The organism is Pseudomonas sp. CGJS7, assembly GCF_036961695.1.
Map to the genome: position 1 here is coordinate 1 of NZ_JBAMDI010000143.1, position 26697 is coordinate 26697.

Annotated in this window: 18 protein-coding genes; 11 read left to right on the forward strand and 7 right to left on the reverse strand. The window is 67.9% G+C overall.

What is annotated here, in order from left to right; all coding sequences use genetic code 11:
- Positions 1–34 precede the first annotated feature (34 nt).
- Positions 35–487 carry a hypothetical protein gene (locus V7787_RS45170; RefSeq protein WP_336094229.1) on the reverse strand — a complete coding sequence of 151 codons (453 nt, stop codon included), beginning with the start codon at positions 485–487 and terminating at the stop codon, positions 35–37.
- Positions 484–1341: an RNA polymerase sigma factor gene (locus V7787_RS45175; protein WP_336094231.1), complete on the reverse strand. Its 858-nt coding sequence runs from the start codon at positions 1339–1341 to the stop codon at positions 484–486. Before V7787_RS45175 ends, V7787_RS45170 begins: the two co-directional genes overlap by 4 nt.
- Before the next feature lie 195 nt (positions 1342–1536).
- Between V7787_RS45175 and V7787_RS45180 the strand changes: the two genes are divergently transcribed.
- Positions 1537–1842, forward strand: coding sequence for an NAD(P) transhydrogenase subunit alpha (locus V7787_RS45180; protein WP_036114365.1), 306 nt, complete (start codon positions 1537–1539; stop codon positions 1840–1842).
- Between the two features lie 131 nt (positions 1843–1973).
- Positions 1974–3407, forward strand: coding sequence for an NAD(P)(+) transhydrogenase (Re/Si-specific) subunit beta (locus tag V7787_RS45185; RefSeq protein WP_336094235.1), 1434 nt, complete (start codon positions 1974–1976; stop codon positions 3405–3407).
- Positions 3408–3449: 42 nt separating this feature from the next.
- On the opposite strand, the gene V7787_RS45190 is transcribed toward V7787_RS45185, so the two are convergent.
- The 4 genes from V7787_RS45190 to V7787_RS45205 all read right to left on the reverse strand — a co-directional run bounded on the left by V7787_RS45190 (position 3450) and on the right by V7787_RS45205 (position 6376).
- Complete coding sequence (locus tag V7787_RS45190) at positions 3450–3923, reverse strand: DUF1456 family protein (protein WP_336094237.1); 474 nt, start codon at positions 3921–3923, stop codon at positions 3450–3452.
- Between the two features lie 371 nt (positions 3924–4294).
- The gene (locus V7787_RS45195) at positions 4295–4870 is read right to left on the reverse strand and encodes a cytochrome P460 family protein (RefSeq protein ID WP_336094239.1); all 576 of its coding nucleotides are present in this window, start codon (positions 4868–4870) and stop codon (positions 4295–4297) included.
- The gene (locus V7787_RS45200; protein ID WP_336094241.1) at positions 4860–5366 is read right to left on the reverse strand and encodes a hypothetical protein; all 507 of its coding nucleotides are present in this window, start codon (positions 5364–5366) and stop codon (positions 4860–4862) included. The genes V7787_RS45195 and V7787_RS45200 overlap by 11 nt, the downstream gene beginning before the upstream one ends.
- Positions 5367–5488: 122 nt before the next feature.
- A complete protein-coding gene (locus tag V7787_RS45205) occupies positions 5489–6376 on the reverse strand; it encodes an AraC family transcriptional regulator (RefSeq protein WP_336094244.1) in 888 nt (295 codons plus the stop codon).
- 273 nt (positions 6377–6649) lie between these two features.
- On the opposite strand from V7787_RS45205, the gene pdxR reads away from it, so the two are divergent.
- On the forward strand, positions 6650–8104 hold the full coding sequence (gene pdxR, locus V7787_RS45210; RefSeq protein ID WP_336094246.1) for a MocR-like pyridoxine biosynthesis transcription factor PdxR: 1455 nt from the start codon (positions 6650–6652) through the stop codon (positions 8102–8104).
- 150 nt (positions 8105–8254) lie between these two features.
- Here pdxR and V7787_RS45215 read toward each other — a convergent pair whose 3' ends face one another.
- The gene (locus V7787_RS45215) at positions 8255–8710 is read right to left on the reverse strand and encodes a hypothetical protein (protein WP_336094248.1); all 456 of its coding nucleotides are present in this window, start codon (positions 8708–8710) and stop codon (positions 8255–8257) included.
- 101 nt (positions 8711–8811) lie between these two features.
- On the opposite strand from V7787_RS45215, the gene sufT reads away from it, so the two are divergent.
- From sufT to V7787_RS45255, 8 genes are all read left to right on the forward strand, one after another.
- Positions 8812–9363 (forward strand): putative Fe-S cluster assembly protein SufT, encoded by a 552-nt coding sequence (gene sufT, locus V7787_RS45220; RefSeq protein ID WP_336094249.1) that lies wholly within the window; start codon positions 8812–8814, stop codon positions 9361–9363.
- A gap of 487 nt (positions 9364–9850) precedes the next feature.
- Positions 9851–11659, forward strand: coding sequence for a S8 family serine peptidase (locus V7787_RS45225; protein WP_336094250.1), 1809 nt, complete (start codon positions 9851–9853; stop codon positions 11657–11659).
- Between the two features lie 714 nt (positions 11660–12373).
- On the forward strand, positions 12374–14494 hold the full coding sequence (locus V7787_RS45230; RefSeq protein ID WP_336094251.1) for a S8 family serine peptidase: 2121 nt from the start codon (positions 12374–12376) through the stop codon (positions 14492–14494).
- Between the two features lie 552 nt (positions 14495–15046).
- Complete coding sequence (locus V7787_RS45235; protein ID WP_336094252.1) at positions 15047–15550, forward strand: hypothetical protein; 504 nt, start codon at positions 15047–15049, stop codon at positions 15548–15550.
- A gap of 289 nt (positions 15551–15839) precedes the next feature.
- Positions 15840–16286, forward strand: a complete 447-nt coding sequence (locus V7787_RS45240; RefSeq protein WP_336094253.1) for a DUF4019 domain-containing protein — start codon at positions 15840–15842, stop codon at positions 16284–16286.
- A gap of 170 nt (positions 16287–16456) precedes the next feature.
- The gene (locus V7787_RS45245) at positions 16457–22906 is read left to right on the forward strand and encodes a YadA-like family protein (RefSeq protein WP_336094254.1); all 6450 of its coding nucleotides are present in this window, start codon (positions 16457–16459) and stop codon (positions 22904–22906) included.
- 82 nt (positions 22907–22988) lie between these two features.
- Positions 22989–24542, forward strand: a complete 1554-nt coding sequence (locus tag V7787_RS45250; RefSeq protein WP_336094255.1) for a methyltransferase regulatory domain-containing protein — start codon at positions 22989–22991, stop codon at positions 24540–24542.
- Between the two features lie 437 nt (positions 24543–24979).
- The coding region (locus tag V7787_RS45255) for a S8 family serine peptidase (RefSeq protein WP_336094256.1) at positions 24980–26697 on the forward strand (1718 nt) is incomplete at its 3' end.

Below are 26697 nucleotides of genomic sequence, written 5' to 3' on the forward strand. Positions count from 1 at the left end.
CGCGGCGTAGCGGGGCGAGGCGGCGCATGGCGGTTTACTCCGTGTGGGTCCGGGGCGGCAGGGCGTCGCTGTTGGACGCCAGCCACAGGTAAAGATCGGGATTTTCGTCGAGCGCGGCGACCGCGGTGTCGGGGTCGTAAGTCGCGTCGGCCAAGGGCGCGGCGGCGACCGCGATGGCGGGTGCGCTCGATACCGCGGCGACCGGCGCCGAAGCCGGGCCGGGATTTCCGCCCATCTGCAGACCCAGCGCCAACGCCGCGATGCCGGCGAACGCGCCCGAGCCGGCCAGAGCCCAGCCGAGGAGGCCGCCGCGGCCGTGTCGCGGCTGGACGGCGGCCTCGCTGCGGAGCGTGCGCAAGCGCGCGCGGGTCGCCGGGCTCACGCGTTCGAGGGCCTGCGCGTGCAAGCCGCGCATGGCTGCGTCGAAGCGCGCGTCCGGGTCGGACGGCGGGCTGGCGCGGTGTTGCGAATCGTGTTCGGGGTTCATCGCCATTCCTCCAATTGCCGCTGCAGGGCTTCGCGCGCGCGCGACAGATGGGTTTTCACCGCGCCTTCGCTGCAACCCATCGCCCGCGCGGTCGTGGCGACGTCGAGTTCTTCCAGAATCCGCAAGGAAAACGCCTCGCGTTGCCGGCGCGGCAGCTTGGCCAGCGCGTCGGCGAGTCTTGCGTAAGCCTCGCGGCCGTCGTGGGTGCGCTGCGGGTCGGGGCCTTCGTCGGCCCAGTCCAGCGGCGCATCGTCCTCGCGCGGCGCCGGCATCAGCCAGCGCAGCCTGAAACTGCGGCGACGCTGCACGTCGACGATCCGGCTGCGCAGGATGCTCCAGAACAGCGGCGTCCATTCCTGCGCCGGCCGTTCGCGGTAGGCCAGCATCTTCATCATCGCGTCCTGCACCGCATCGAGCGCGTCCTCGCGGTGGCGCAGGCCCAATTCGGCGAAGCGGAACGCGCGGGTGCCCAGGCCGGCGAGGAATTCCTCGATCGTCGCCGGCACGCGCGCGGCGGTCTGCGCGGCAGGCGGGTCGGGCAACTCCAGCGCGGGCTCGGCTTCGGCGCCGCTCCGGGCCCCGAAGGCCCAGCCGTCGGCGGCCTCATCCGGCCCCGGCGCGGCGGCGGTCCGGCCCAGCGGCGCGCCTGGGCGCGGCCGGTCGTGGGGCTGAACCTGTCCAGGGCCGTTTGAATCGGTGTCGCGCGAATCCACGCCGCCAGGGCCCGCGCCCGCCGGGTCTTGCTCGCGGCCACGCTCGCGCGCCCGATAGCGGTGCTCGAGCGGATCGTCCGGCGGCGGGTCGTGGTCGACGCTCACGGCCTCCAGCATACGGGCGACAGGGGGGAGCAGCACGTGAGCTGGCCTCAACCGCGGCCGGCCGGACGGCGCATGTGACGGTTCATCGCGTTCGGCATGGGCATTTACCCGCGCCGGAATGTGCGGCGCTTACGGAAACCGGAAACGTCCCCGCGCCGGATCGGTTGACAGCGGTGGCGCCGTATTCACGGACGGTTATGATGCGGGAGACATCGCATGGGGACGGATAGGATGAGCGACGGGTTCGTGGCGCTGTATATCTTCATGCTGGCGGGCATCGCCGGCCACGTGATCATCTCGCGGGTGCCGGTGATTCTGCACACCCCGCTGATGTCGGGTTCCAACTTCATCCACGGCATCGTGCTGATCGGCGCGATCATCGTGCTGGGCCACGCCGAGACCACTTTGGAAAAAGCCATCGGCTTCGTCGCGGTGCTGCTGGGCGCGGGCAACGCGGCCGGCGGCTACGTGGTGACCGAACGCATGCTGGAGATGTTCAAGTCCAGCAAGAAGCCGGCCGGCAAGGCGGGCGGTTGAATGGGCGGGTCGGTCGCTACGCCGCGCTCGCCGCGGCGCTCGTGGTGGGGTGGGCGGTTCTCGCCGCTCCGGCTTTCTTCGGTTACCAGCTGCCGCTCGGGCAGTTGCGGTTCTATGGAGCGTACGCGCTGATGGAAGTCTTATCGATTTTGGTCAAGGCCAGCTACCTCGTCGCCGCCACCTTGTTCCTGCTGGGGCTGCAGCGCATGGCCTCGCCGGTGACCGCGCGCAGCGGCATCCGCTGGGCCGGCGCGGGCATGGTCATCGCCACGGTGGCGACCTTCTTCCTGCCCGGGCTGCACAATCTGGCGCTGATCGTGCTGGCGGTCGGCATCGGCACGGTGCTGGCGTGGGTGTCGGGCAAGAAGGTCGCGATCACCGACATGCCGCAGATGGTCGCGCTGTACAACGGCATGGGCGGCGGTTCGGCGGCGGCGATCGGCGCGGTCGAATTGCTGCGCCGCTCGGCGGAGATTCCGGCCGATCCGCTGCAGGCGCAGTTGGCGCGCGGCGTGGTCGACATGCAGACCCCGTCGGTGGCGTTGGCGCTGGCGGTGATCGGCGCGGCGATCGGCGCGGTGTCGCTGTCGGGTTCGGTGATCGCCTGGGCCAAGCTCGACGGCCGCCTGGACAAGCGGGTGGTGTTCCCGGGCCAGCAGATCTTCAACGCCGTGGTCGCCCTGGCGATGGTGGTGCTGGGCGTCGCCGCGATCATGACCTTGAACGTGCCGATCATCATCGCCTTCTTCGTCGTCGCGCTGGCGCTGGGCGTGTTGATGACCCTGCCGATCGGCGGCGCCGACATGCCGGTGGTGATCTCGCTGTACAACGCCTTCACCGGTCTGGCGGTGGCGTTCGAAGGTTATGTGCTCGGCAACGAGGCCTTGATCATCGCCGGCACCATGGTCGGTGCGGCCGGCATGTTGCTGACGCGGTTGATGGCCAAGGCGATGAACCGGCCGATCAGCGGCGTGCTGTTCTCCAATTTCGGCGGCGGCGGTCAGGCGCAGGAAATCAGCGGCACGCAGAAGCCGATCGAAGCCGGCGACGTGGCGGCGATGATGGCGTTCGCCGAGCGGGTGGTGATCGTGCCCGGTTACGGCCTGGCGGTGGCGCAGGCGCAGCACAAGATCTGGGAACTCACCCAGAAGCTGACCGAGCGCGGGGTCAAGGTGAAGTTCGCGATCCATCCGGTCGCCGGGCGCATGCCCGGGCACATGAACGTGCTGCTGGCCGAAGCCGGCGTGCCGTACGACTTGATCGCCGACATGGACGACATCAATCCCGAATTCGCCAACACCGACGTGTCGCTGGTGATCGGCGCCAACGACGTGGTCAACCCGGTCGCCAAGACCGACCCGTCCTCGCCGATCTACGGCATGCCGATCCTGGACGTGGTCAATTCCAAGAACACCATCGTGATCAAGCGCGGCAAGGGCACCGGTTTCGCCGGTATCGAAAACGCGCTGTTCTACGCCGACAACACCCGCATGCTGTACGGCGACGGCGCCGAGATGGCCAGCGCGCTGGTGTCGGAACTCAAGGCGCTCGACGGCGGACATTGATCCGCCGCCGACACGCGGGCGCGGTGAGCGCGCCCGCGGCGCTCAACCGTTGCCGCGGATGCGCAGGGTCAGGCCCTTGAGGAAGTTGCGCAGCATCTGATCGCCGCAGGCGCGGAAGTTCTTGTGGTCGGGTTGCCGGAACAGCGCGCTGAGTTCGGGCTTGGACACCGGGAAGCCGGCGTCGGCGAAGGCCTGGTGCATGTCCACGTCCTTCAGCTCGAAGGCGACCCGCAGTTTCTTCAGCACCAGATTGTTGGTGACGCGCTTTTCCAGCGGCCGCGGCGGCTGGCTTTCGTCGCGGCCGCGGTAGTGGAACACCAGGCCGTCGAGGAAGCGCGCGAGCACGGCGTCGTCGCATTCGACGTAGCCCTCGTCCTCGTCCTTTTTCAAGAACGCCTGCACGTCGGCTTTTTCCAGCGCGAAGGCCGGATCGGCGAGTTTGACGATCTCCACGACCTTGAGGTCGCTCAGATCGAGCATGTAACGGATGCTGCGCAATACGTCGTTGTTGATCATGACCTGTCCTGCCGGCCGCGCGCTGGGCGCGGCGTCGGCCGATCCGGCGCGGTAGGCGCGGGCCGGCCCGTTGCGAATGCCATCGTCGACGCGGCGTCCGGCGGGGTGGCCGGAGCGGGGGCGGGATGGGGGCGAACGGGGATTCTCGCATTTCGGGCGAGAAGACGGCGGGTCGGGCTGGAGATGCGTTCTTGCGAGGACGACAGATCTGCTCCCTCTCCCGCTCGCGGGAGAGGGCTGGGGTGAGGGGGTGAGCGCCGCAGGCGCGAATGCCTTTGCTTGAAAGCTTCGGGGCGAGGCCGGGCCCTCACCCCAACCCCTCTCCCGCGCCCCGAAGGAAGTCACCTTGGGTGGCAAGCGGGAGAGGGGCTTCAGGTCGCGGGTTTGGGTTCGGTGGCGTTCGGCCACTCGCTAAACACATGCCCACGACTTTCCCGAGTCGCATGACAAGCCGCGCAACCCTCGCGCTGCGCACCGCTAAGCCGATCGCCGCGCTCCCCGGCCGCGAACTCGGCATACCCCCAGCCGGCGGTCGCGGCGAAGCGGCGGCTGTCCTTGACCATCACGTCGATATGCCGGCGCGGCCCCTGATCGATGATGCCGTCGCCGCTGTCGCGGGTCTCGAACAAGTCGTACACCAGCACCGCGCCGTCGGGATAGCGGCCGCTGCGATAGCCTTCCAGCGCGAGCGGATTGGCGTAGATGTGGTGCAGCCCGCCGAAGCGCGGGAAGGCGGCATGGCCGGAGGTGATCAGGCCGCTTTTGATGTGGGTCCACATCGAATAACCGGCCGGATAGGCGACCGCGTCCGCGCGCGGCGAGTCCGCGCCAGCCGCCGCGATGGCCCCGGCGCTCGCCGCCAGCGCAAGCGCCGCGACCGCGCCGCTCCAGCCGAAACCGCGCCGGCGCGCCCCATCCGCGCCGCGCCCGTTGCGCTCAGCGCGCATGCGCCGCCCCCTGAGCCGAAAACGCCCGCTGCACCGCCCAGGCGATCGGCCAGGCCACGAACATCACATGCACCGCGATGCTGAGCACGATCCACAGCACGTCGTCGGGCAGGCCCTTGCCGCCGGCGCGCGAGAGCGGCACCACGATGAAGTTCATCGCCACGAACAACCACAGCCCGTACAAGGTCGAGGCCAGCCACGGACGTTGCCGCATCCACGCCAGCCGGGTCGCGGCGAAGGCGTACACCGCCGCCATCGCCAGGGCGATGAAGTAATGCAGAAACAGGCCCAGCGCCGCGGTGCCGGCGCCGCCGGCCAGCGCGGCCTCGCGTCCGATCAGGCCGGAGGCGACGCTGTGCAGGATCCGCTGCGGCGGCACGCCCAGGGTCAGGCCCCAGTAGGTGATCGCGTAGCCGATGTCCAAGGTCGCGGCGATCAGCCCGCCGATTACGGTCCACAACGGCAACGAGCGGGTGGTGCGTGCGGCGTGGTTCATGACGGGTCTCGTGAGAAGGGAAGGGCGCGGAACTCCGCGGCCGTCAGGCAGTACGTAAGCACCGCCGCCGTGGATGCCGGCGCGGCGGCGTGATTGCGGTGCAGCCGATAGCGCGCGACCGCTCAGGCCGCGCGCACCGCCGGCTGTTCCATCCGCCGCGCCTGGGTTGCGGTCAGCCCGAACGAATTCTTGAACGCGCGGCAGAACGCGCTCTGGCTTTCGAAACCCAGCGCTTCGGTGATCTCGCACACCGGCATGCGGGTGTCGCGGACCATCCGCCAGGCCCGGTCCGAACGCAGCCGCGCGGCGAATTCGGTCGGGGTTTCGTCGAATACCTCGCGGTAGATCCGGATCAGATGGCAGGGCGAGTAATTGGCGCTGCGCGCGAGCCGGTTGAGGTCCAGGCGGATCTCCGGGTGGCGGCGGATCAGGTGTTGCACCCGCAACAGCCGCAGCAAGGTCTGCTGGCGTCGGCGCTGGGTGCGGCCGCTGCAACGCGGCAGGCGTTCTTGCAGTTCGCGCTGTTGCTCCAGCAGCAGCGAGCACAAGGTGCGCACCAGCGCGCCGCCGTTGGCGGCCAGTTCGGCCGGCTGGCTCGCCAGCCGGGCCAGCCGCACCATCAGCCGCTGCACGTCGCGCGGCGCGATGCCTTCCCACGGCAGCAGATCGCTGGCCTGTTCGTCGGCGCCGGTGAGCAGATGCGGGCGCCAGGCCGCCTCCGGGCCGCTCAGGCACAGCCACCAGCACGGCACCCGCGCGCTGCTGCGCAGGCGGCCGTCGCGCCAGATCTGCAGATGGCCGGGGGCCAGTTCCCAGGTGCTGTCGGCCGATTCCAGCCGCAGCGGGCCGCGCAAGGGCAGCCACAGCGACATCCAGCCGGCCGGCACGTCCAGTTGCACCGCCCGGCCGGAGGCGCGGATCAGGTGCAAGCCGGGCAGCAGCGGGCCGGAGCGGGCGGTCGCCAGGTCCAGGTGTTCGGCGAAATGAATCCGGTGTTGATGCAGGCTCATACGGCCCTCGTCGGGGTGGGGCGTCGGGGGGAACTGCGTCGGTTGGCCCCTAAGCTAGCCATCCGGAGCCATCCTCAGGAGAGCCAATTACCCCGGCGTCGAGGGAGCCAATCGCCACAGGCCCGGATCGGCGCCGCAAACCGGCATTGCGCCGGTCTAGCGCCGTCGATGTGCCGGGAACGACCGACTCGCAGCCACCGTCTCGCAACTCGGTGATTGGCTAGGCACACTCGGTCCGAGGCGGGGCCCGAGGGGGCCAATCTGGAGCCACACATGTATCTGCCGCTGGACGGACGCGGGCCGCTGCACGGCCAATTGGTCCGCTCGCTCAAGGACGCCGTGCTGGGGGGCCGATTGCCGGCCGGGGTGCGCTTCCCGCCGACCCGGCTGCTGGCCCAGCAGTTGGGGCTGTCGCGCAACACCGTGCTGGCCGCCTACGAACAACTGCGCGCGGAAGGCTTCATGCAGGCGCGGGTCGGTTCGGGCAGCTTCGTCGCCCTGCCGGGATCGCCGGTGCAGGCGCGGCACGAGCCGCCGCAGCGGATCGCCGCGCAAAGCGCCTACGCGCGGCGGCTGCGGCGCTACCACGACCACGCCAACATCCCCGGCCGGCGCGCGCCGGGCACCCTGCACAGCTTCCAGTACGGCGTGCCGTTCACCAACCCGTTGCTGACCTCGGCCTGGGCGCGCGCGTTGTCGCACGCGGCCGCCTACACGCCGCCGAACTACCCGACCGCGCAAGGCCTGCCGGTGCTGCGCGCGGCGGTGTGCGAATACCTGTCGCTGCGCCGTGGCGTGCATGCGGTGCCCGAGGACGTGATCGTGGTCGCCGGCACCCAGCAGGCGATCAGCCTGACCGCGCGGATCCTGCTCGACGAAGGCGAGGAGGTGGTGATCGAAGAGCCGCAGTATTTCGCCGTGCGCGAAGCGTTGCAGATCCACGGGGCCAAGCTGGTGCCGGTGCCGGTGGACAGCGAGGGCCTGCGCACCGAGTTGTTGCCCGAACGCCCGCCGCGGCTGATCTGCGTGACCCCGTCGCATCAGTTCCCGACCGGCGCGCTGATGTCGCCGGCGCGGCGGCGGGCCTTGCTCGACTACGCCAACCGCCACGATTGCTGGGTGTTCGAGGACGACTACGACGGCGAATTCCGCTACGACGCGCAGCCGCACGCGGCCCTGTGCGGCCTGGACGACGCGCGCCGGGTGATCTACGTCGGCACGTTTTCCAAAGTGCTGTTCCCGTCGCTGCGGCTGGGCTACATCGTCGCCCCGCCCGGGCTGCGCGACGATTTCATCAGCGCCAAATGGGTCGACGATTTCGGCTCGCCCGGGATCGAGCAGGCCGCGCTGGCGCATTTCCTCGCCGACGGCGGATTCGAGCGCCACCTGCGCCGCACCGCCAAGACCCTCAAACAGCGCCGCGACGCGCTGTTGAACGCATTGCGGCGCGCGGCCGGCGACGCGCTGCAGATCGACGACTCGCAGGCCGGCATGCACCTTTTGGTGTGGTTGCGCGGGCGCAGCGCGGTCGAGGGCGAGGCGTTCATCGCCTATGCGCAGACCCGCGGGCTGGGGCTGTATTCGATCGAGCCGTACTACATGCACCCGTTGCAACGCGCCGGCTTGCTGTTCGGCTACGGCGCCTTGTCGGTGGCCGAGATCGAGGAGGCGGCGAAGTTGTTCGCTACCTGCCTGGAGGAAATGGCGTTCGAGGATGCGGTGGTTTGAGCAGGGCGGCAGCTTGCCTCGCCGATGATGTGGTGCGGTCGCGGCTCGCGCCGCTGCTACAGGGGCTTCGGGTCGATCTGGGCTACCTGTAGGAGCGGCGCAAGCCGCGACCGCGCCACTTCAAACCCCGGCGAAACCCGCACGGCCGCCTCAGCGCGAAGCCACCGCCGCCACGACCAACGCGATCGCCACCCAGACCAGCTCAACCCCGGTATTGGCCAGCAAGGTCAGATTCCACAGGAAGTTCGGCCCCATCTTCGCCGCCGATTCCAGCGGGTCCAGCCCCATCACCGCGCCCATCTGGCCGGCGGCGATGCCCCAGTTGGCGAATACCACGATCAGTACCGTCGCCCCCAGCCCAAAACCGGCGCGGCGCCAGCCCGGGCGCCAGCCGCCCAGGCGCAGCATCCAGGCGATATCCAGCGCGCCCAGCACCGCCATCCAGTTGTATTGGCGGTCGAACGCCAGCGCCAGCAGCACCCAGCACGCGGCGAAACCGAACGTGCCCAGCGCCAGCAGCAGCCACGACAGCAGGCTCAGGCGGCCGGAACGGGCCTGTGGGGCGCGCGCGGCGGTGGCGGAGCGTTCGGGCGGGGCGACGGTCATGGGCGGAACACTGTGGGCAGGACAAGCCCTACAGCATAGCCGGCCGCGACCGGTAGAATGGCCCGACTTGTGCTGCGGCACGGCATCCCCATCTTCCGGCAATGTATTCCCGCAGCAGCGAACCCGTCCGTTTCGAGCGCGATTGCGCCGCCGTCCTTGTGCCCCAAGGCGAGCACGTCACCCTGCCGGCAGGCAGCGTGGGCTATATCACCCAGGCCCTGGGCGGCAGCTACACCGTGTTCGTCGAAGGCAATCTGATGCGCATTTCCGGCCGCGACGCCGATGCCATCGGCAAAGAGCCGCCCGAACCGCTGGAGCTGCCCGAAGGCGCCGACGACGATGCGGTCGAGCAACTGGTCTGGAAACAACTGCGGACCTGCTTCGATCCGGAAATCCCGATCAACGTGGTCGACCTGGGCCTGGTTTACGAGGCCACGGTCAAGCCGCGCGAGGACGGCCAGCGCCTGGTCGAAGTGCGCATGACCCTGACCGCGCCGGCCTGCGGCATGGGCGACATCCTGGTCGACGACGTTCGCAGCAAGCTGGAAATGATTCCGACCGTGGCCGAGGCCGACGTCGAGCTGGTGTTCGATCCGCCGTGGGGCCGGCACATGATGTCCGAGGCCGCGCGGCTGGAAACCGGAATGCTCTGACGCCGGCTTCGGCGTAAGCACAGCGCAACGCGAACGCACGCCGAGGTATGGCGTGCGCTGGCGTGGGCGCGCTCCCCGCAAATGTCCGGAAGTGCCAATCGTGTTCACGATTTGCGCTTCGGTGAACCGTTTTCAGTGCGTAGACGCGGCTTGCAAGCGTGCCTAGCGTGTTGTTCGCGGCCACACACGCACCGGCCGTACATGCCGTCGGGCTTGCGCACTTCGATTAGCGCATCGCGCAGGTCCGGACGGTCGCTCGCCGCGCAACGCGGCACCACTCGGGTTTCAAATCGGGATCGCAAAGTACGGTCAGTGCCGTGGAAGCGCTGGCGGCGGAGCCGCTGCGCGCTGCTTTGTTGGGTGCTACGCCGGTGGCCGCGACGATACGGCGCGCCGGAACGCGTGGGGCGGGACGCCGCCCGGCGCGGATGCGCTCGATCGCAGTCCGCCGCGATGGCCGGATCCCATCACTCAGGGAGAGATGTGCATGAATCGTCGTATCTTGTCGCTGGCTATCGGCGTTTCGCTGGTGTCGGCCGCACTGCCCGGTTTCGCCGCCGAATTGTTGACGGTCGACCGTCCGATCGAAGGCCGCTACATCGTCGTCTTGAAAGAACAAGCCGCCACTCTGTCGGCCACCGGCCGCAACGGCGTGTCGAGCATGCCCGCGGTCGCGCAGGGCATCGCCAATCAGTACCGGGCCAAGCTGCAGCGCAGCTACCAGCACGCGCTGCGCGGTTTCGTGATCGACGCCGACGACGCTTCGCTGGCGCAGTTGCTGAAAGACCCGCGCGTGGCCTTCGTCGAGGAAGACGGCTACATGTCGGTGGATGCGACCCAGAACAACGCCACCTGGGGCATCGACCGCATCGATCAGCGCGATCTGCCGCTGAGCACCAGCTACACCTACGACACCGACGCCACCGGCGTGCACGCTTACATCGTCGACACCGGCCTGCGCGCCGACCACACCGAATTCACCGGCCGCATCGGCAACGGCTTCTCCTCGGTCGCCGGCGATTCCAGCACCACCGACTGCCACGGCCACGGCAGCCACGTCGCCGGCACCGTCGCCGGCACCACCTACGGCGTGGCCAAGAAGGCGACCGTGCACCCGGTGCGCGTATTCGGTTGCGGTTCCACCGCGCCCAACTCGCAGATCATCGCCGGCATCGATTGGGTCACCGCCAATCACGTCAAGCCCGCGGTGGCCAACATGAGCCTGGGCGGCCCGGCCTCGACCGCCACCGATACCGCGGTCAACAACCTGATCAACGCCGGCGTGGTCGCGGTGGTCGCGGCCGGCAACGGCAACATCGACGCCTGCACCGAATCACCCTCGCGGGTGCCGCGCGCGCTCACCGTCGGCGCCAGCGACCGCAACGACGCGCGTTCGATCTGGACCGGCGGCCAGGCTTCGAGCTGGGGCACCTGTCTGGATCTGTTCGCACCGGGCACTTCGATCGTTTCCGCCGGCATCAGCAGCTCCACCTCGACCGCGAGCATGAGCGGCACTTCGATGGCCTCGCCGCACGTCGCCGGCGTCGCCGCGCTGTATCTGGCGGTCAACCCGACCGCGACGCCGGACCAAGTGCACACCGCCATCGTCAACAACGCCACCCCGGGCAAGATCACCGACCTGCGCGGTTCGCCGAACCGATTGCTGTACTCGCTGTTCTCCGGCGGCCCCGGCCCGAACAACCCGCCGGTGGCCAACTTCAGCTCCAGCACCAGCGGCTTGACGGCTAACTTCACCGACAGCTCGACCGACAGCGACGGCAGCATCGCCTCGCGCAGCTGGAACTTCGGCGACGGCACCACCTCGACCGCGACCAACCCGAGCAAGACCTACGCCGCGGCCGGCACCTACACCGTTACCTTGACCGTCACCGACGACGACGGCGCCACCAACACCAAGACCGGCACGGTCACCGTCGGCACCGGCGGCGTTCAGACCTACACCAACGGCACCGACGTCGCGATTCCGGACAACAACGCCACCGGCGTGACCAGCAACATCGTCGTCTCCGGCCGCAGCGGAAACGGAGCGGCCAGCACGCCGATCGCGGTCAGCATCGTCCACACCTACAAGGGCGATCTGATCGTCGACCTGATCGCGCCGGACGGTTCGGTCTACAACCTGCACAACCGCAGCGGCGGCAGCGCCGACAACATCAACCAGACCTACAACAAGAACCTGTCCAGCGAACCGCTGAACGGTACTTGGAAGCTGCGGGTCAGCGATCGCGCGTCGATCGATACCGGTCGGATCGATAGCTGGAGCATCACGTTCTGATCCGGTGGGGCGCTCGCTTCGTGCAGTAGCCCGCGAACTCGAGCGCCCTCATCCGGCCCTTCGGGCCACCTTCTCCCGCACGCGGGAGAAGGGCTAGCGCAAGCTTTGGCTCCCTCTCCCGCTTGCCACCCAAGGTGACTTCCTTCGGGGCGCGGGAGAGGGTTGGGGTGAGGGCCTCGCGGATCTTCCGCATCGCTGCGATAGCGCATGCTCGATCGCGCATTGAAAACCCCGGCTTCGGCCGGGGTTTTTTCTTGTCGCACAAGAACACGGACTGCATCCAACGCATGCTGCAAATGCGGCGCAACCGATCGCGATAGCAACGAACTCATTGGATACGCGACAGCCGGGGGCCAACGGGAACACACACATTGTTGCCATCGATAGCAGCGCAAAACCACGCGTTATGCACTTTTTTCATGTACACGATTGAATTTTCGATACATGAAACAGCGCACATAAAATGCGAAATATCGCCCTTGTATCCTGAATGTCGACGCTTGAAATGCACGCAGACTAAGTCCCGCGAACACGTCGCCACCCGTATTCGCGCTGTGAGCAAGTGCACTTAGCAAACGCAAGCAACAAGCACACTCAGTAGTCACACTCGCCCGGATTCTTGCGCTTCGATGCCTGCAGGGGAGGGATCGCGCGCGCCTAAAGATCGGGCGTTCTCCGGCCATTTCGGCCTTTCGAAACTTTGGGGGTTCACTCATGTCGATCCGCATCCACCACCCGCGCCTGCGCGCTTTGTCCGTAGCCACCGCCGTGGCCGTCGCCGCGTTCGCCGGCCAGGCCTTCGCCGCCGAGCGCGTCAACCTCAGCAGCCTGCAAGCCAGCGACGGCGCGCAGCAGTTCATCGTCAAGTTCCGCGACGTGCGCAATTCGGCCAACGCCGGCGCGCGCAAAGCCAGCTTCGACCGCGCCGCCAGCGCCTTGTCGCGCGTCGGTGCGCTCAGCGCCAACGGCGCCGGCAGCGCCGCGCCGAGTCTGAGCTATCTGCGCACGATGGCGATCGGCGCCGAAGTCGTGCGCGCCGACCGCAAGCTCGACGCCAGCGAAGCGGCGGCGTTGATGCGCCAGCTCGCCAACGATCCCAACGTCGAATACGTCGAGCCCGATCAGATCCTGCGCGCGGTCGCGACTCCGAACGACACCCGCTACAACGAGCAATGGCACTACGCCAACAGCGCGGTCGGCGCCAACATCGCCGCGGCGTGGGACCGCTCGACCGGCAGCAACGTGGTGGTGGCCGTGCTCGACACCGGCATCACCAATCACAGCGATCTCAACGCCAACATCCTGCCGGGCTACGACTTCGTCAGCGCCACCTCGACCGCCAACGACGGCAACGGCCGCGACAGCGATCCCAGCGATCCGGGCGATGCCTGCTGGCAGACCGGTCAGCCGTCGAGCTGGCACGGCACCCACGTCGCCGGCACCGTCGCCGCGGTCACCAACAACAGCAAGGGCGTGGCCGGCATCGCTTACAACGCCAAGGTCGTGCCGGTGCGCGTGCTCGGCGTGTGCGGCGGCTCGACCTCCGACATCGCCGACGCGATCGTGTGGGCCTCCGGCGGCAGCGTCTCCGGCGTGCCGGCCAACGCCAACCCGGCCGAAGTGATCAACCTCTCGCTCGGCGGTGGCGGCAGCTGCGGCTCGACCATGCAGACTGCGATCACCGGCGCGGTCGGCCGCGGCACCACCGTGGTCATCGCCGCCGGCAACAGCAACAACGACGTGTCCGGCTTCACCCCGGCCAACTGCAACAACGTCGTCACCGTCGGCGCCAGCGACATCAGTGGCAACCGCGCCTGGTATTCGAACTACGGCACCGGAATCGACATCACCGCGCCGGGCGGCGAAACCTGTTCGCCGCCGACCGAGTTCCTGGCGCTGGGCGAATCCACCAGCGGCAAGTGCCAGGTGGCCGGCGCGCTCAACCATCCGGAGAAGGGCGTGCTGTCCACGCTCAACACCGGCACCGGCGCGCCCGGCGCGGAAACCTACGCCTTCTACCAGGGCACCTCGATGGCCGCCCCGCACATCGCCGGCATCGTCGCGCTGATGCAGGCGGCGGCGTCGACGCCGAAGACGCCGGCGCAGATCCAGACCATCCTGGCGCAGACCGCGCGCCCGATCGCCGCGGCCAAGTGCCCGGGCGGTTGCGGACCGGGCATCGTCGACGCCGACGCGGCGGTCGCCGCGGCCGCGGGCGGCGGTACCCCGAGCAACAACCCGCCGGTGGCGAACTTCACCTCGTCCGCCAGCGGCCTGACCGTCAGCTTCACCGACAGCTCCAGCGACAGCGACGGAACCATCGCCTCGCGCAGCTGGAACTTCGGCGACGGCACCACTTCGACCGCGACCAACCCCAGCAAGACCTACAGCGCGGCCGGCACCTACACCGTCACCCTGACCGTCACCGACGACGACGGCGCCAGCCACAGCAAGACCGGCACGGTCACCGTCGGCAGCAGCGGCGGCGTGCAGACCTACACCAACGGCGGCGACGTCAGCATTCCCGACAACAACGCCACCGGCGTGAGCAGCAGCATCGCGGTGTCGGGCCGCAGCGGCAATGCGCCGAGCAACGCCCAGATCGCGGTCAATATCGTCCACACCTACAAGGGCGATCTGATCGTCGACCTGATCGCGCCGGACGGTTCGGTCTACAACCTGCACAACCGCAGCGGCGGCAGCGCTGACAACATCAACCAGACCTACACCAAGAACCTGTCCAGCGAAGCGCTGAACGGCACTTGGAAGCTGCGTGTCAGCGACCGCGCGTCGCTCGACACCGGCCGCATCGACAGCTGGAGCATCACCTTCTGATCCACTTCGCGCCTTCGCATCGCCGCTAGGGCGAATGCGCGGTCGCGATTCGAACCCCGGCTTCGGCCGGGGTTTTTTGTTCGGCTGGGCAATTTGTTGTCGGCCGATGCCGCGATGGAGCCTGGGTTGGGCACAGGATCGTATGTAAGCGTTCGCTTACGTTGCGGCGGCCGTTGCGCGCATGACCCGGATCGTCATTCAGGGCGATGGTGTATCTCGCTTCGGCGCGCGCTGCATCATCGGCCGCTGCCCACCTGACTTGCACAAGCGCTGGTGTGCGAGGGCGCAATAAAGGCACGTGAGTTCTTGGGGAAACGTATCCAAAAAGCAAATTTCGGGCCGCCGATTCGTACGTAGTGTGGCTTTTGTCCATGCCTATTTTAGGACTTGTCTGATAGTTGCGACGCGACGCGCGCAACTAAGCTCCCGACCGACAGTAGTAATCGCGACTCCGGCTGCTTTGCGCTCGATCCATCCAATGCGTGCACTTCACCGCCCGCACCGGCGGCAGCATCGGGAGTCTGTTTGGGGATCGGCTTAGGAACAGACAGCATGTCCGTACAGTCCTTGTGCGAAAAACGTGTCTCTCCGCTCGTCGCCGCGGTTTGCACGATCGGTACAGCGGCCGCTTGGATGGTGTTGGCTCCGTCCGTCGCGGCGATCGGCGACGAGGCGCGCGCGCAGGTCGCGCACCACGCCGGCATGCAGGAAATCCTGATCAAGTACCGCAGCGGCGGCGCGCGCCTGGATGCGGATCGTCTGAACCGCATGCTGCGCGAAAGCGAGGCCGGGTTCGGTCGCGACGCCAGCCTGCAGCGGGTACGCCGGACCAGCGCGGGCCTGGACGTGATCCGCGCCGGGCGCCGGCTCGGCGAAGGCGAAGCCCTCGCGCTGGTGCGCCGGCTCGCGCGAAATCCGCAAGTCGAATACGCGAGCACGCAGATCAAGTCCACGGTCCGTCGTGCCAGTGCCGTGGAAGACACGGACTATTCCGAGATCTGGGCATCGAGTCAGTACGACGGCGATTGGACCGATCGATGGAGCGTTCATCGGTGAGCCGCGGCCGCCGTTGGCACGCTGCTCCGCGCCCGGGGTGTTCCTTCAGTGCAAGGGGCGGTGCTTTTCAGGCGAAAGCGTCGGGTGTGTTGTTGAATTTCGATGGATCGCGTCGCTTTGAATGTCCTTGAGTAAGCAGCGCAATCAGTTTGAGTTTGATGATTCTTGAGCGCTCAAACCGCTAAACAATTTGTCGAATCGATGTCGGAAACAGCGTTTCCTCATGGGTTGATGGCGCTCGTACTCGATGGCCCGATTTTGGCTCCTGAAACACAGTCGCAGACGCGAGATGAAAATGAAGATCACGATTTTTCGGCCTTTTTACGTGCTGTTGGCGGCCATTCTGGCTTCGGCCTGCGGGCTTTCCCACGCTCAGCAAGCCGCCGCGCCGGACCCGAACACATGGCTCGACGCGGCGCAGCGCGCGGTGCAGATGATCGATCAGAACGATGCCGGGAAATTGTGGGACGGCGGCTCGGCGGAAATGAAGCGGCGGGTGGTCAAGAAGGAATTCATCGCTTCGATCAAGAAACTGCGCGGCGCCGAGGCGGTGAGCGCGCGCGACTGGATGTCGATCGACCGCACCCAGATCGCGGGGCAGTCCCAAGTGCCCGCGGGTCGGTACGTCAACGTGCGCTTTCGCGCCGCGCTGGGCAAACGCGAGGTCACCGAGTTGGTCACGTTCCGGCAAGAGCCCGACGGCGCCTGGCGCTGGATGGGATACCTGATCGAATGAGCCGGATCTCACCGCGATGCCCGCGGGATGCACGGTCGAGCGCGGTCTGAGTCGATGTCCGGCGTCGCATCGTCATGTCGATTGCTGTGTCGGTACCTGCGTTTTGGCCCGTTCGCGGCCTGCGCCGTTTCGCGAAATTCCAGTCCGGCCTTCTTCCAGGTGTTTTCGTCATGAATAAAGTGTATTCGCTGGTTTGGAACAGCTCGTTGCAACAGATGGTGGTGGCATCGGAGCTGGCGTCGTCGCAGATCGGCGGGCGCGCGTCGGGCGGTCGCTGTATGCCGCGTTCGTCGGTACTGGCGGCGGCCTTGGCGGGGCTTTTGGCGGCGGCAGGGCCGGCGCAAAATGCCAGGGCGCAAGCGGCCTGGGGCACCGGAAACCAAGGCGCGGTCATTGTCGGCAACAGTGCTGTGGCCAGTGGAAGCGGCGCCATCGCCATCGGCAGCAAAGGTTCCAGTGGTTTAACCACCACCGCTTCCAATAGCGAAGCGGTGGCGATAGGTAACGGCGCCTTTGCGTCCGGCGGAGGTTCGACGGCGCTTGGGCTCATGTCAAAGGCCACTGGCCAGGGGGCGTACGCCATGGGCTACGAGTCCTTGGCGAGCGGTGCCGGTTCCGTTGCAATGGGATATCAAGCGAAATCGATTGGAGCCAATTCGCTCGCGTTCGGAGCGAGTTCGATCGCGAACAATGCAAACGATGTCGCGCTGGGCCCCTCTTCGGTAACCGCCGCGGCGGTCGGTACCGCGAAGGTGGTGATCGGCGGCACGACCTACAATTTCGCCGGTACGGCGCCGGGCAGCGTGGTCTCGATCGGCGCGGTCGGCAGCGAACGCCAACTCATCAACGTCGCCGCCGGCCGTTTGTCGGCGACCTCGACCGATGCCATCAACGGCAGCCAGTTGTTCGCGACCAATCAGGTCGTGGACGGCATCATGACCAAGGGCGGCAAGTACTTCCACGTCAATTCGGTCGCGGCCGACAGCACCGCGACCGGCAAGGATTCCATCGCCATCGGCCCCAACGCGGTGGCCGGTAATACGAACGATGTCGCGCTGGGCAGCGGCTCGGTCACGGCCGCGGCGATCGGCACCGCGAGCGCGGTGATCGCCGGCACCACCTACAATTTCGCCGGCACGGCGCCGGGTAGCGTGGTTTCGGTAGGGGCGGCCGGCGCCGAGCGCCAGGTCCTCAATGTCGCTGCCGGTCGTTTGTCGGCGAGCTCGACCGATGCCGTCAACGGCAGCCAGTTGTTCGCGACCAACAAGGCGCTCGGCGACATCAACAACAAGGGCATCAAGTACTTCCGCGCCAATTCGACCTTGAACGACAGCACCCCGACCGGCACCGACTCGGTCGCGATCGGCGCAAGCGCCGTGGCTACGAAGGCCGGCGATGTGGCCCTGGGCAGCGGCGCGGTCACGGCGGCGGCCAATGCGACGCCGGATCTGGTGATCAACGGCAAAACCTACAATTTCGCCGGCGCCGCGCCGACCAGTGTGGTCTCGGTGGGCACGGATGGCGCGGAGCGCCAGATCACCAACGTCGCCGCGGGCCGGGTGGATGGCGGCTCGACCGATGCGATCAACGGCAGCCAACTGTTCGCGACCAATACCGAACTGGGCGCGGTCAACGATCGCGCCAAGGCGCTGGGCGACAACACGGCAAGCGCATTCGGCGGCGGCGCGGCCTACGACGCCAAGACCGGAAAGCTCAGCGCGCCGGCGTACACCATCGGTGCCGACACCTACGACAACGTCGGCGACGCCTTGGGCAAGCTGGCCAACGGCGGCGCGCGCACGAAGTACTTCAACGTCAATTCGACCTTGGCCGACAGCGTCGCCACCGGCGCCGATTCGGTCGCCATCGGTCCGAACGCTTCTGCCGCGGGAGTCAATGCGGTCGCGCTGGGCAGGGCGTCGGCAGCATCGAAAGAGGGCGCGATGGCGTTGGGTGCCAACAGCATCGCCAGCGGCAGCTTTTCCCTCGCGCAAGGCGTCGATGCGCAAGCATCCGGCGACCTGGCGATATCCGTGGGGCAGGGCAGCGTGTCCTCGGGTTCGGGCGGCGTAGCCGTCGGCGCGGGAGCCGATGCCGGCCAGGACGGCGCGTTGGCGCTGGGGTCGGGGGCGCTTGCCGGTCAGGCCTACGCGGTGGCGTTGGGAACCGGCTCGACGACAAGCGTGGCGAACGCGACAACGGGCGCGATCATCAACGGCACGACCTACAAGTTCGCCGGTACTGCGCCGAGCAGCGTGGTGTCGGTGGGTGTAGCCGGCGGGGAGCGCCAGATCATCAACGTCGCCGCGGGCCGGGTAGATGCGGCGTCGGCCGACGCGATCAACGGCAGCCAGCTGTTCGCGACCAACACCGAACTGGGCGCGGTCAACGATCGCGCCAGTGCCCTGGGCGACAACGTCGCGACCGCGTTCGGCGGCGGCGCGGCCTACGACGCCAAGACCGGCAAGCTCAGCGCGCCGGCGTACGCCATCGGTACCGACACGTACGACAACGTCGGCGACGCCTTGAGCAAGCTGGCCAACGGCGGCGCGCGCACGAAGTACTTCAACGTCAATTCGACCTTGGCCGACAGCGTCGCGGCCGGCGCCGATTCGGTCGCCATCGGTCCGAACGCCTCCTCTGCGAGCGCATCGGCTTTGGCGATCGGCGCCGGTTCGGTCGCGTCGGGCATGAATGCGGTGGCGCTGGGCTCGGGCAGCAGCGCCAAAGCGGCAGATTCCTTCGCACTAGGTTCCGGTTCTGTAGCGTCCGATAACAATACGATTGCGCTCGGCCTCAATGCGGCCGCGTCGAGTGTGGATGCAGTGGCACTGGGTACGGGATCGGCGGCATCGAGGGACGGATCGGTGGCTTTGGGAGCCAACAGCATCGCCAGCGGAGGATTTTCCTTCGCCCAAGGCGTCGCGGCGAAAGCCTCTGGCGATCTTGCTATCTCCATGGGTTTGGCCAGCGCGTCTTCAGGTTTGGGCAGCGTCGCCATTGGCTCGGAGGCCAATGCCGGCCAGGACGGTGCCGTGGCCCTGGGGACCGGGTCGAAGACAAGCGCGGCGAACGCGACAACGAGCGCGGTCATCAATGGCACGACCTACAACTTCGCAGGCGCGGCACCGAACAGCGTGGTCTCGGTGGGCGCTGTCGGCGCGGAGCGTCAAATCACCAACGTCGCCGCGGGCCGGGTAGACGCGGCGTCGACCGATGCGGTCAACGGCAGTCAGCTGTTCGCGACCAACACCGAACTGGGCGCGGTCAACGATCGCGCCAAGGCGCTGGGCGACAACACCGCGAGCGCATTCGGTGGCGGCGCGACTTACGATGCGAAGACCGGCAAGCTCAGTGCGCCGGAGTACGCGATCGGCACCGACAAGTTCAACAACGTCGGCGATGCCTTGAGCAAACTGGCCAACGGTGGCGCGCGCGCCAAGTACTTCAACGCCAACTCGACCTTGGCCGACAGTTCCGCGACCGGCACCGACTCGGTAGCCATCGGCCCGAACGCAGTGGCGACCAATGCCGGCGATGTGGCGCTCGGCAGCGGCGCGACCACGGCTGCGGCGAATGCGACCGCGACCGTGGACATCAACGGCACGACCTACAACTTCGCCGGTGCTGCGCCGACCAGCGTGGTCTCGGTGGGCGCGGCCGGCGCGGAGCGTCAGATCACCAATGTCGCTGCGGGCCGGGTAGACGCCGCTTCGACCGATGCGATCAACGGCAGCCAACTGTTCGCCACCAACACCGAACTGGGAGCGGTCAATGATCGCGCCAAGGCGATGGGCGACAACACCGCGAGCGCATTCGGCGGCGGTGCCACCTACGACGCCAAGACCGGAAAGCTCAGCGCGCCGGAATACGCGATTGGCACCGACAAGTTCAACAACGTCGGCGATGCCTTGAGCAAGCTGGCCAACGGTGGTGCGCGCTCCAAGTACTTCAACGCGAACTCGACCTTGGCCGACAGCACCGCGACCGGCACCGACTCGGTAGCGATTGGCCCGAACGCAGTGGCGACCAACGCCGGCGATGTGGCGCTCGGCAGCGGCGCGACCACGGCTGCGGCGAATGCGACTGCGACCGTCGACATCAACGGCACGACCTACAACTTCGCCGGTACTGCGCCGACCAGCGTGGTCTCGGTGGGCGCGGTCGGTGCGGAGCGTCAGATCACCAATGTCGCCGCGGGCCGGGTGGATGCGGCTTCGACCGATGCGATCAACGGCAGTCAGCTGTTTGCGACCAATACCGAACTGGGCGCGGTCAATGATCGCGCCAAGGCGCTGGGCGACAACACCGCGAGCGCATTCGGCGGCGGCGCGACCTACGATGCCAAGACCGGAAAGCTCAGCGCGCCGGAGTACGCGATTGGCACCGACAAGTTCAACAATGTCGGCGATGCCTTGAGCAAGCTGGCCAACGGTGGTGCACGCGCCAAGTACTTCAACGCGAACTCGACCTTGGCCGACAGCACCGCGACCGGCACCGACTCGGTAGCGATCGGCCCGAACGCGGTGGCGACCAACGCAGGCGATGTGGCACTCGGCAGTAGCGCGATCACGGCGGCGGCGAATGCGACCGCGACCGTCGACATCAACGGCACGACCTACAACTTCGCTGGCGCGGCGCCGACCAGCGTGGTCTCGGTGGGCGCGGCCGGTGCGGAGCGTCAGATCACCAATGTCGCCGCGGGCCGGGTAGACGCGGCTTCGACCGATGCGGTCAACGGCAGTCAGCTGTTCGCGACCAACACCGAACTGGGAGCGGTCAACGATCGCGCCAAGGCGCTGGGCGACAACGCCGCGAGCGCATTCGGCGGCGGCGCGACCTACGACGCCAAGACCGGCAAGCTCAGCGCGCCGGAGTACGCGATCGGCACCGATAAGTTCAACAACGTCGGCGATGCCTTGAGCAAACTGGCCAACGGCGGCGCGCGCGCCAAGTATTTCAACGCGAACTCGACTTTGGCCGACAGTTCCGCGACCGGTACCGACTCGGTTGCGGTCGGGCCCGCCGCGGTAGCGACCGGCAACAACTCGCTGGCACTCGGGGCCAGCGCGCAGTCGGCCGGTGCGGATGCGGTGGCGATCGGTGCGAACGCGGTGGCGAGCAACGCCGGCGACGTGGCCCTCGGCGGCGGTTCGATTACCGCCGCGGCCAATGCGACCGCAAGCATCGAGATCAACGGCGCCACCTACGGCTTCGCCGGCGCTGCGCCGGGCAGCGTGGTCTCGGTCGGCGCGGTCGGCGCGGAGCGCCAGATCACCAACGTCGCCGCGGGGCGCATCAGCGAAACCTCGACCGATGCGGTCAACGGCAGCCAGTTGTTCGCGACCAACAAGGCCGTGACCAAGCTCGGCGATCAGATGGATGCGATCAACAACGGCGGCGGCATCAAGTACTTCCGGGTCAATTCGACCGACGCCGATGCGGTCGCCGGCGGCGTGGGCAGCATCGCGGTCGGCGCCAACGCCTCCAGCGCGGGCCTGCGTTCGCTGGCCATCGGCGACGGCGCCAACGCCGCCAGCGACAACTCGATCGCGCTCGGCGCCGGTTCGGTCGCCGCGGCGGCGGTCGCGGTCGCCAACGGGAAGATCGCCGGCAACACCTACGCCTACGCCGGCGCCGCCCCGGTCGGCACGGTCAGCGTGGGCGCGGCCGGCGCCGAGCGCCAACTCAGCAACCTCGCCGCCGGGCGGGTCGCGGCCGACAGCACCGACGCGGTCAACGGCAGCCAGTTGCACGCCACCAACCAGGCGGTCGACAAGCTCGACGGACGGGTCGGCGCGGTCGAGGGGCGGGTGGGCAATATCGAGAACGACCTCGACGATATCCGCGGCGGCACCGTCGGACCGTTCCGGGTCAGTGCCGATGCGGCCTCCGGGACGCCGTCGGCCACCGGGAAAAACAGCATCGCCGGCGGCAGCAAGGCGGTGGCGTCCGGCGACGGTTCGGTGGCGCTGGGCAACGACACCGCCGCGACCGGCGCCGGTTCGGTCGCCTTGGGCAACGGTTCGGTCGCCGATCGCGCCAACACGGTGTCGGTGGGAAGGGCCGGCAGCGAGCGCCAGATCACCAACGTCGCGGCCGGCGTCAACGGCACCGACGCGGTCAACGTCAATCAGCTCAAGTCGGTGACCGCCGGCGGTTTGCAGTACGACACTCACCGCGACGGCACCAGCAACTTCAACAGCGTCACCTTCAATCGCGGCGGTTCGGCGACGGGGCTGCACAACGTCGCCGCGGGCGTCGCCGACACCGATGCGGTCAATGTCGGTCAGCTCAACCGTGGTCTGCAGGACAATCTGAGCCAGGCCAACGCTTACACCGATCGCAAGACCGCCGAGATTCAGGGCGACATGTGGAGCCTGCGGCGCGACATGCGCGGCGGCGTCGCCGCGGCGCTGGCGGTGGCCGGCTTGCCGCAGGCGTATCTGCCGGGCAAGCGCATGATGGCGGCGGCGCTGGGCAGCTATCAGGGCGAGGCAGGCATCGCCATCGGCCTGTCGGGCATCACCGACGACGGACACGTCATCTACAAACTGCAGGGGACCGGCAACACCTCCAGCGGCTGGGGCGGCAGCGTCGGCATCGGCTATCAGTGGTGATGCGGCGGCGAGCGCGCGGCGGCGGCGCGATTGCGCCGCCGCGCAATCCGGTCGAATCGGGCCGCGCGTCGGGCGATCCGGCATGAGCGAGTTGCAGCTGAAAATCGGCTCGTCCTACGACCAACTGCCGTACCGTTCGGCCGCGTTCGCGCTGACCGCGCCGGAACATCTGCAGGCGGTGGCGAGCCTGTTCGGAGTCAAGGCGCCCGACCCGCGCCACGCGCGCGTGCTCGAACTGGGCTGCGCCGCGGGCGGCAATCTGTTGCCGTTCGCGGCGGCCAATCCGCGCGCCCGCGCCGTCGGCGTGGATCTGTCGCAGGTGCAGATCGGGCATGGCCGGGAGTTGGCGGCCGAGTTGGGGCTGGACAATATAGACCTGCGCTGCATGAGCATCGCCGATATCGATCGGGATCTCGGCAGTTTCGATTACATCGTCTGCCACGGCGTATACAGCTGGGTTCCGGCGGAGGTTCAGGACGCGATCTTGCGCGTGTGCAAGCGCCATCTCAATCAGGACGGCATCGCCTACGTCAGCTACAACACCTATCCCGGCTGGAAGGCCAAGGAAGTGATCCGCGACGCGATGATCCTGCGCGGCGGCGAGCGCGGGTCGGCGCAGGAGAGATTGGCTTACGCGCGCGGAATGATCGAGTTCATGCACCGCCATGCGCGCGCCGGCAGCGTGCTCAAGCAGTCGCTCGACGAAAACATCGACATGGTCTTGCGCGGCGACGAGTCGTACCTGCACCACGAGTTCCTGGAACTGTGCAATGCGCCGTGCTACTTCCGCGACTTCCTCGCCCGCGCACAGCCGCATGGTCTGGCCTATCTGGCCGAAGCCGGCATTTCCGGGATGTTCGCCAGCAGCTACGGCGAGGAAATCGCCGCGCCGTTGTTGCGCGAATGCACCGATCAGCCCGGGTTGGAGCAAATGCTGGATTTCCTCCGCAACCGCACCTTCCGTCAGACGCTGTTGATGCACGGCGGCCGCCAGGTGCGTTACGCGATCGACGATGCGCGGCTCATGGACCTGCATATCGCCGGCGAATTCGTCGCCGAGAGCGGAGCGGGCGAGGGGAGCTATCGGGCGGAGTGCAGCCAGCAGACGTTCACCGTGCACAACCGGGTCGGCCATGAGACCGTGCGCCGGCTCAATCAGGCGTGGCCGTCGACCGTGCCGGTGCGGTCGCTGGCGGCGGTGGTGGCCGCTGAAACCGGAGCGAGCGCTCAGCAGGTCTTGGCGATGATCGACTTCCTGCTCACCCGCGGCGCGGTCCGCTTCCGGCTGACGCCGCTGGACATTCCGCTGCCGGGCGAGCGGCCGCGGGTGCCCGCGCCGATACGCGCGTTGGCGCGGCGCAACGCGCAGGCGCCGACGCAGGTCGGCTTGTTCAATCGCTGGCACGATCACGTCGTCCCCGCGGGCCCGGTGGACAGCCTTGTGCTGGAGCTGGCCGACGGCATCCTTACCCGCGCGCAACTGGTCCGCGCCGTGCGCGAGCGCAACCGCGACGGCGCGATCCGCTTTTTCGCCGAGGGCAAGGAGTTGCAGGAGGGCGATACCCGCGATCGCGCCGCCGCCGATCACGTCGTCGCGGCGCTGCAACGCCTGCGCCGGCAAGCGTTGCTGGGTTGATCCGAGCCCGCGCACGGGCCCAGCGATACCGGCAACCGCCGCCGCCCGCCACCGCCCCGGCTTGTTGCGCGCATCCGGACACCGTTCCGCTTTCGCATGCGCGTGGTCGGGCACGGCGATATGAGGTTGGCGGTGCGCCGATACGCCCCGGCCGACCATCGCGGGTAGGGGGTTTTCGCGCTTTTGCGTTGTGACGTGTCGCACAAAGTCAGTTTGCGGATGCGTGATTCGTTTCACCTTTATTGCCCAAATAGCGCCGCACGAACGCCTTGTCACCTGACTGCATACCTCGTTAGCGTGGATTTAAGGCGTGTGTACGGCGGGGGGCCGACACACGCGCACACGATCAGTCCGGACGGCGAGGCCTCCTCGTCGTCGCCGTGCCGTACCGGACGACGTCCGCCGCCAACGCGGCCTTTCTTTGGGGGTTTCATCCGATGTCCGTCCGCACCAATCGCGTCAACGTCCTCGCCGTAGCCACCGCCCTGGTTCTGGCCGGCAGCGCCGGTTCGGCTTTCGCCGCCGGCCGCGTCAACCTCAGCGGCCTGCAGACCGCCAACAAATTCGATCGTTTCATCGTCAAGTACCAAAACGGCAGCAGCGAGCAGCGCAGCGTCGCCAACGTCCAGAGCGCGCTGAGCAGCGCCGGCGCCGCTACCGCCAAGTCGCGCGGCCAGGCCGGGTTCGGCTTGAAGCACCTGCGCCGCACCGCGATCGGCGCCGACGTCGTCCGCGCCGAGCGCAAGCTCGACCGCGCCGAAGCCGAAACGCTGATGCGTCAGATCGCCGCCGACCCGAATGTGGACTACGTCGAAGTCGACGTGCTGCGCCAGCGCAAGCTGACCCCGAACGACACCCATTACGGCGTCCAGTACGGCTTCAACGGCGCCAACGGCGGCATGCGCGTCGACCAAGCCTGGGACGTGGCCACCGGCACCGGTTCGGTCGTGGCCGTGCTCGACACCGGCATCACCCCGCACAGCGATCTCAACGCCAACATCCTGCCGGGTTACGACTTCATCTCCGACACCTTCGTCTCGCGCGACGGCGACGGCCGCGATTCCAACCCCAACGATGAAGGCGACTGGAACAACGCCACCGAATGCGATTCGCCCGGCAACGATGTCGACGCCAGCGATTCGAGCTGGCACGGCACCCACGTCGCCGGCACCGTCGCGGCGGTGACCAACAACGCCAAGGGCGTGGCCGGCACCGCGTTCAACGCCAAGGTCGTGCCGGTGCGCGTGCTCGGCCGCTGCGGCGGTTACGACTCCGACATCTCCGACGCGATCGTGTGGGCTTCCGGCGGCACCGTGTCGGGCATCCCGGCCAACGCCAATCCGGCCGAAGTGATCAACATGAGCCTGGGCGGCGGCGGCGCGTGCCCGAGCAGCTACCAGACCGCGATCAACGGCGCGGTCGGCCGCGGCACCACCATCGTGGTGGCGGCCGGCAACGAAAGCGCCAACGTCTCCACCTCCACCCCGGCCAACTGCGCCAACGTGATCGCGGTCGCCGCGACCACCTCGGCCGGCGCCAAGGCGGGCTTCTCCAACTACGGCAGCGGCATCGACGTGTCGGCGCCGGGCGACCAGATCGCCTCGACCCACAACAGCGGCACCACCACCCAGGGCAGCGAACAGTACGTCTACATGAGCGGCACCTCGATGGCCTCGCCGCACGTGGCCGGCGTGGTCGCGTTGATGCAGTCCAAGGCGACCACGCCGAAGACCCCGGCCGAAATCGAAACCATCCTCAAGAACACCGCGCGCGCGCTGCCGGGCGCCTGCTCGGGCGGTTGCGGCGCGGGCATCGTCAACGCCAAGGCCGCGGTCGATGCGGTCAACGGCACCACCCCGAACCCGGGCACCCAGACCTACACCAACGGCACCGACTACAACATCCCGGACAACAACGCGACCGGCGTGTCGAGCAGCATCGCGGTGTCGGGCCGCACCGGCAACGCGCCGAACAACGCGCAGGTGACGGTCAACATCCTGCATCCGTACAAGGGCGACCTGATCGTCGATCTGATCGCGCCGGACGGCTCGGTCTACAACATCCACAACCGCACCGGCAGCAACGGCGACAACGTCAGCGGCACCTTCACCGTGAATCTGTCGAGCGAAGCGCTCAACGGCACCTGGAAGCTGCG

Excerpts from the sequence above, each read along its gene's own strand:
- V7787_RS45170 (WP_336094229.1), bottom strand. The coding sequence starts at position 487 with ATGAACCCCGAACACGATTCGCAACACCGCGCCAGCCCGCCGTCCGAC.
- V7787_RS45180 (WP_036114365.1), top strand. The coding sequence starts at position 1,537 with ATGAGCGACGGGTTCGTGGCGCTGTATATCTTCATGCTGGCGGGCATC.
- V7787_RS45185 (WP_336094235.1), top strand. The coding sequence starts at position 1,974 with ATGGAAGTCTTATCGATTTTGGTCAAGGCCAGCTACCTCGTCGCCGCC.
- V7787_RS45190 (WP_336094237.1), bottom strand. The coding sequence starts at position 3,923 with ATGATCAACAACGACGTATTGCGCAGCATCCGTTACATGCTCGATCTG.
- V7787_RS45195 (WP_336094239.1), bottom strand. The coding sequence starts at position 4,870 with ATGCGCGCTGAGCGCAACGGGCGCGGCGCGGATGGGGCGCGCCGGCGC.
- V7787_RS45200 (WP_336094241.1), bottom strand. The coding sequence starts at position 5,366 with ATGAACCACGCCGCACGCACCACCCGCTCGTTGCCGTTGTGGACCGTA.
- V7787_RS45205 (WP_336094244.1), bottom strand. The coding sequence starts at position 6,376 with ATGAGCCTGCATCAACACCGGATTCATTTCGCCGAACACCTGGACCTG.
- pdxR (WP_336094246.1), top strand. The coding sequence starts at position 6,650 with ATGTATCTGCCGCTGGACGGACGCGGGCCGCTGCACGGCCAATTGGTC.
- V7787_RS45215 (WP_336094248.1), bottom strand. The coding sequence starts at position 8,710 with ATGACCGTCGCCCCGCCCGAACGCTCCGCCACCGCCGCGCGCGCCCCA.
- sufT (WP_336094249.1), top strand. The coding sequence starts at position 8,812 with ATGTATTCCCGCAGCAGCGAACCCGTCCGTTTCGAGCGCGATTGCGCC.
- V7787_RS45225 (WP_336094250.1), top strand. The coding sequence starts at position 9,851 with ATGAATCGTCGTATCTTGTCGCTGGCTATCGGCGTTTCGCTGGTGTCG.
- V7787_RS45230 (WP_336094251.1), top strand. The coding sequence starts at position 12,374 with ATGTCGATCCGCATCCACCACCCGCGCCTGCGCGCTTTGTCCGTAGCC.
- V7787_RS45235 (WP_336094252.1), top strand. The coding sequence starts at position 15,047 with ATGTCCGTACAGTCCTTGTGCGAAAAACGTGTCTCTCCGCTCGTCGCC.
- V7787_RS45240 (WP_336094253.1), top strand. The coding sequence starts at position 15,840 with ATGAAAATGAAGATCACGATTTTTCGGCCTTTTTACGTGCTGTTGGCG.
- V7787_RS45245 (WP_336094254.1), top strand. The coding sequence starts at position 16,457 with ATGAATAAAGTGTATTCGCTGGTTTGGAACAGCTCGTTGCAACAGATG.
- V7787_RS45250 (WP_336094255.1), top strand. The coding sequence starts at position 22,989 with ATGAGCGAGTTGCAGCTGAAAATCGGCTCGTCCTACGACCAACTGCCG.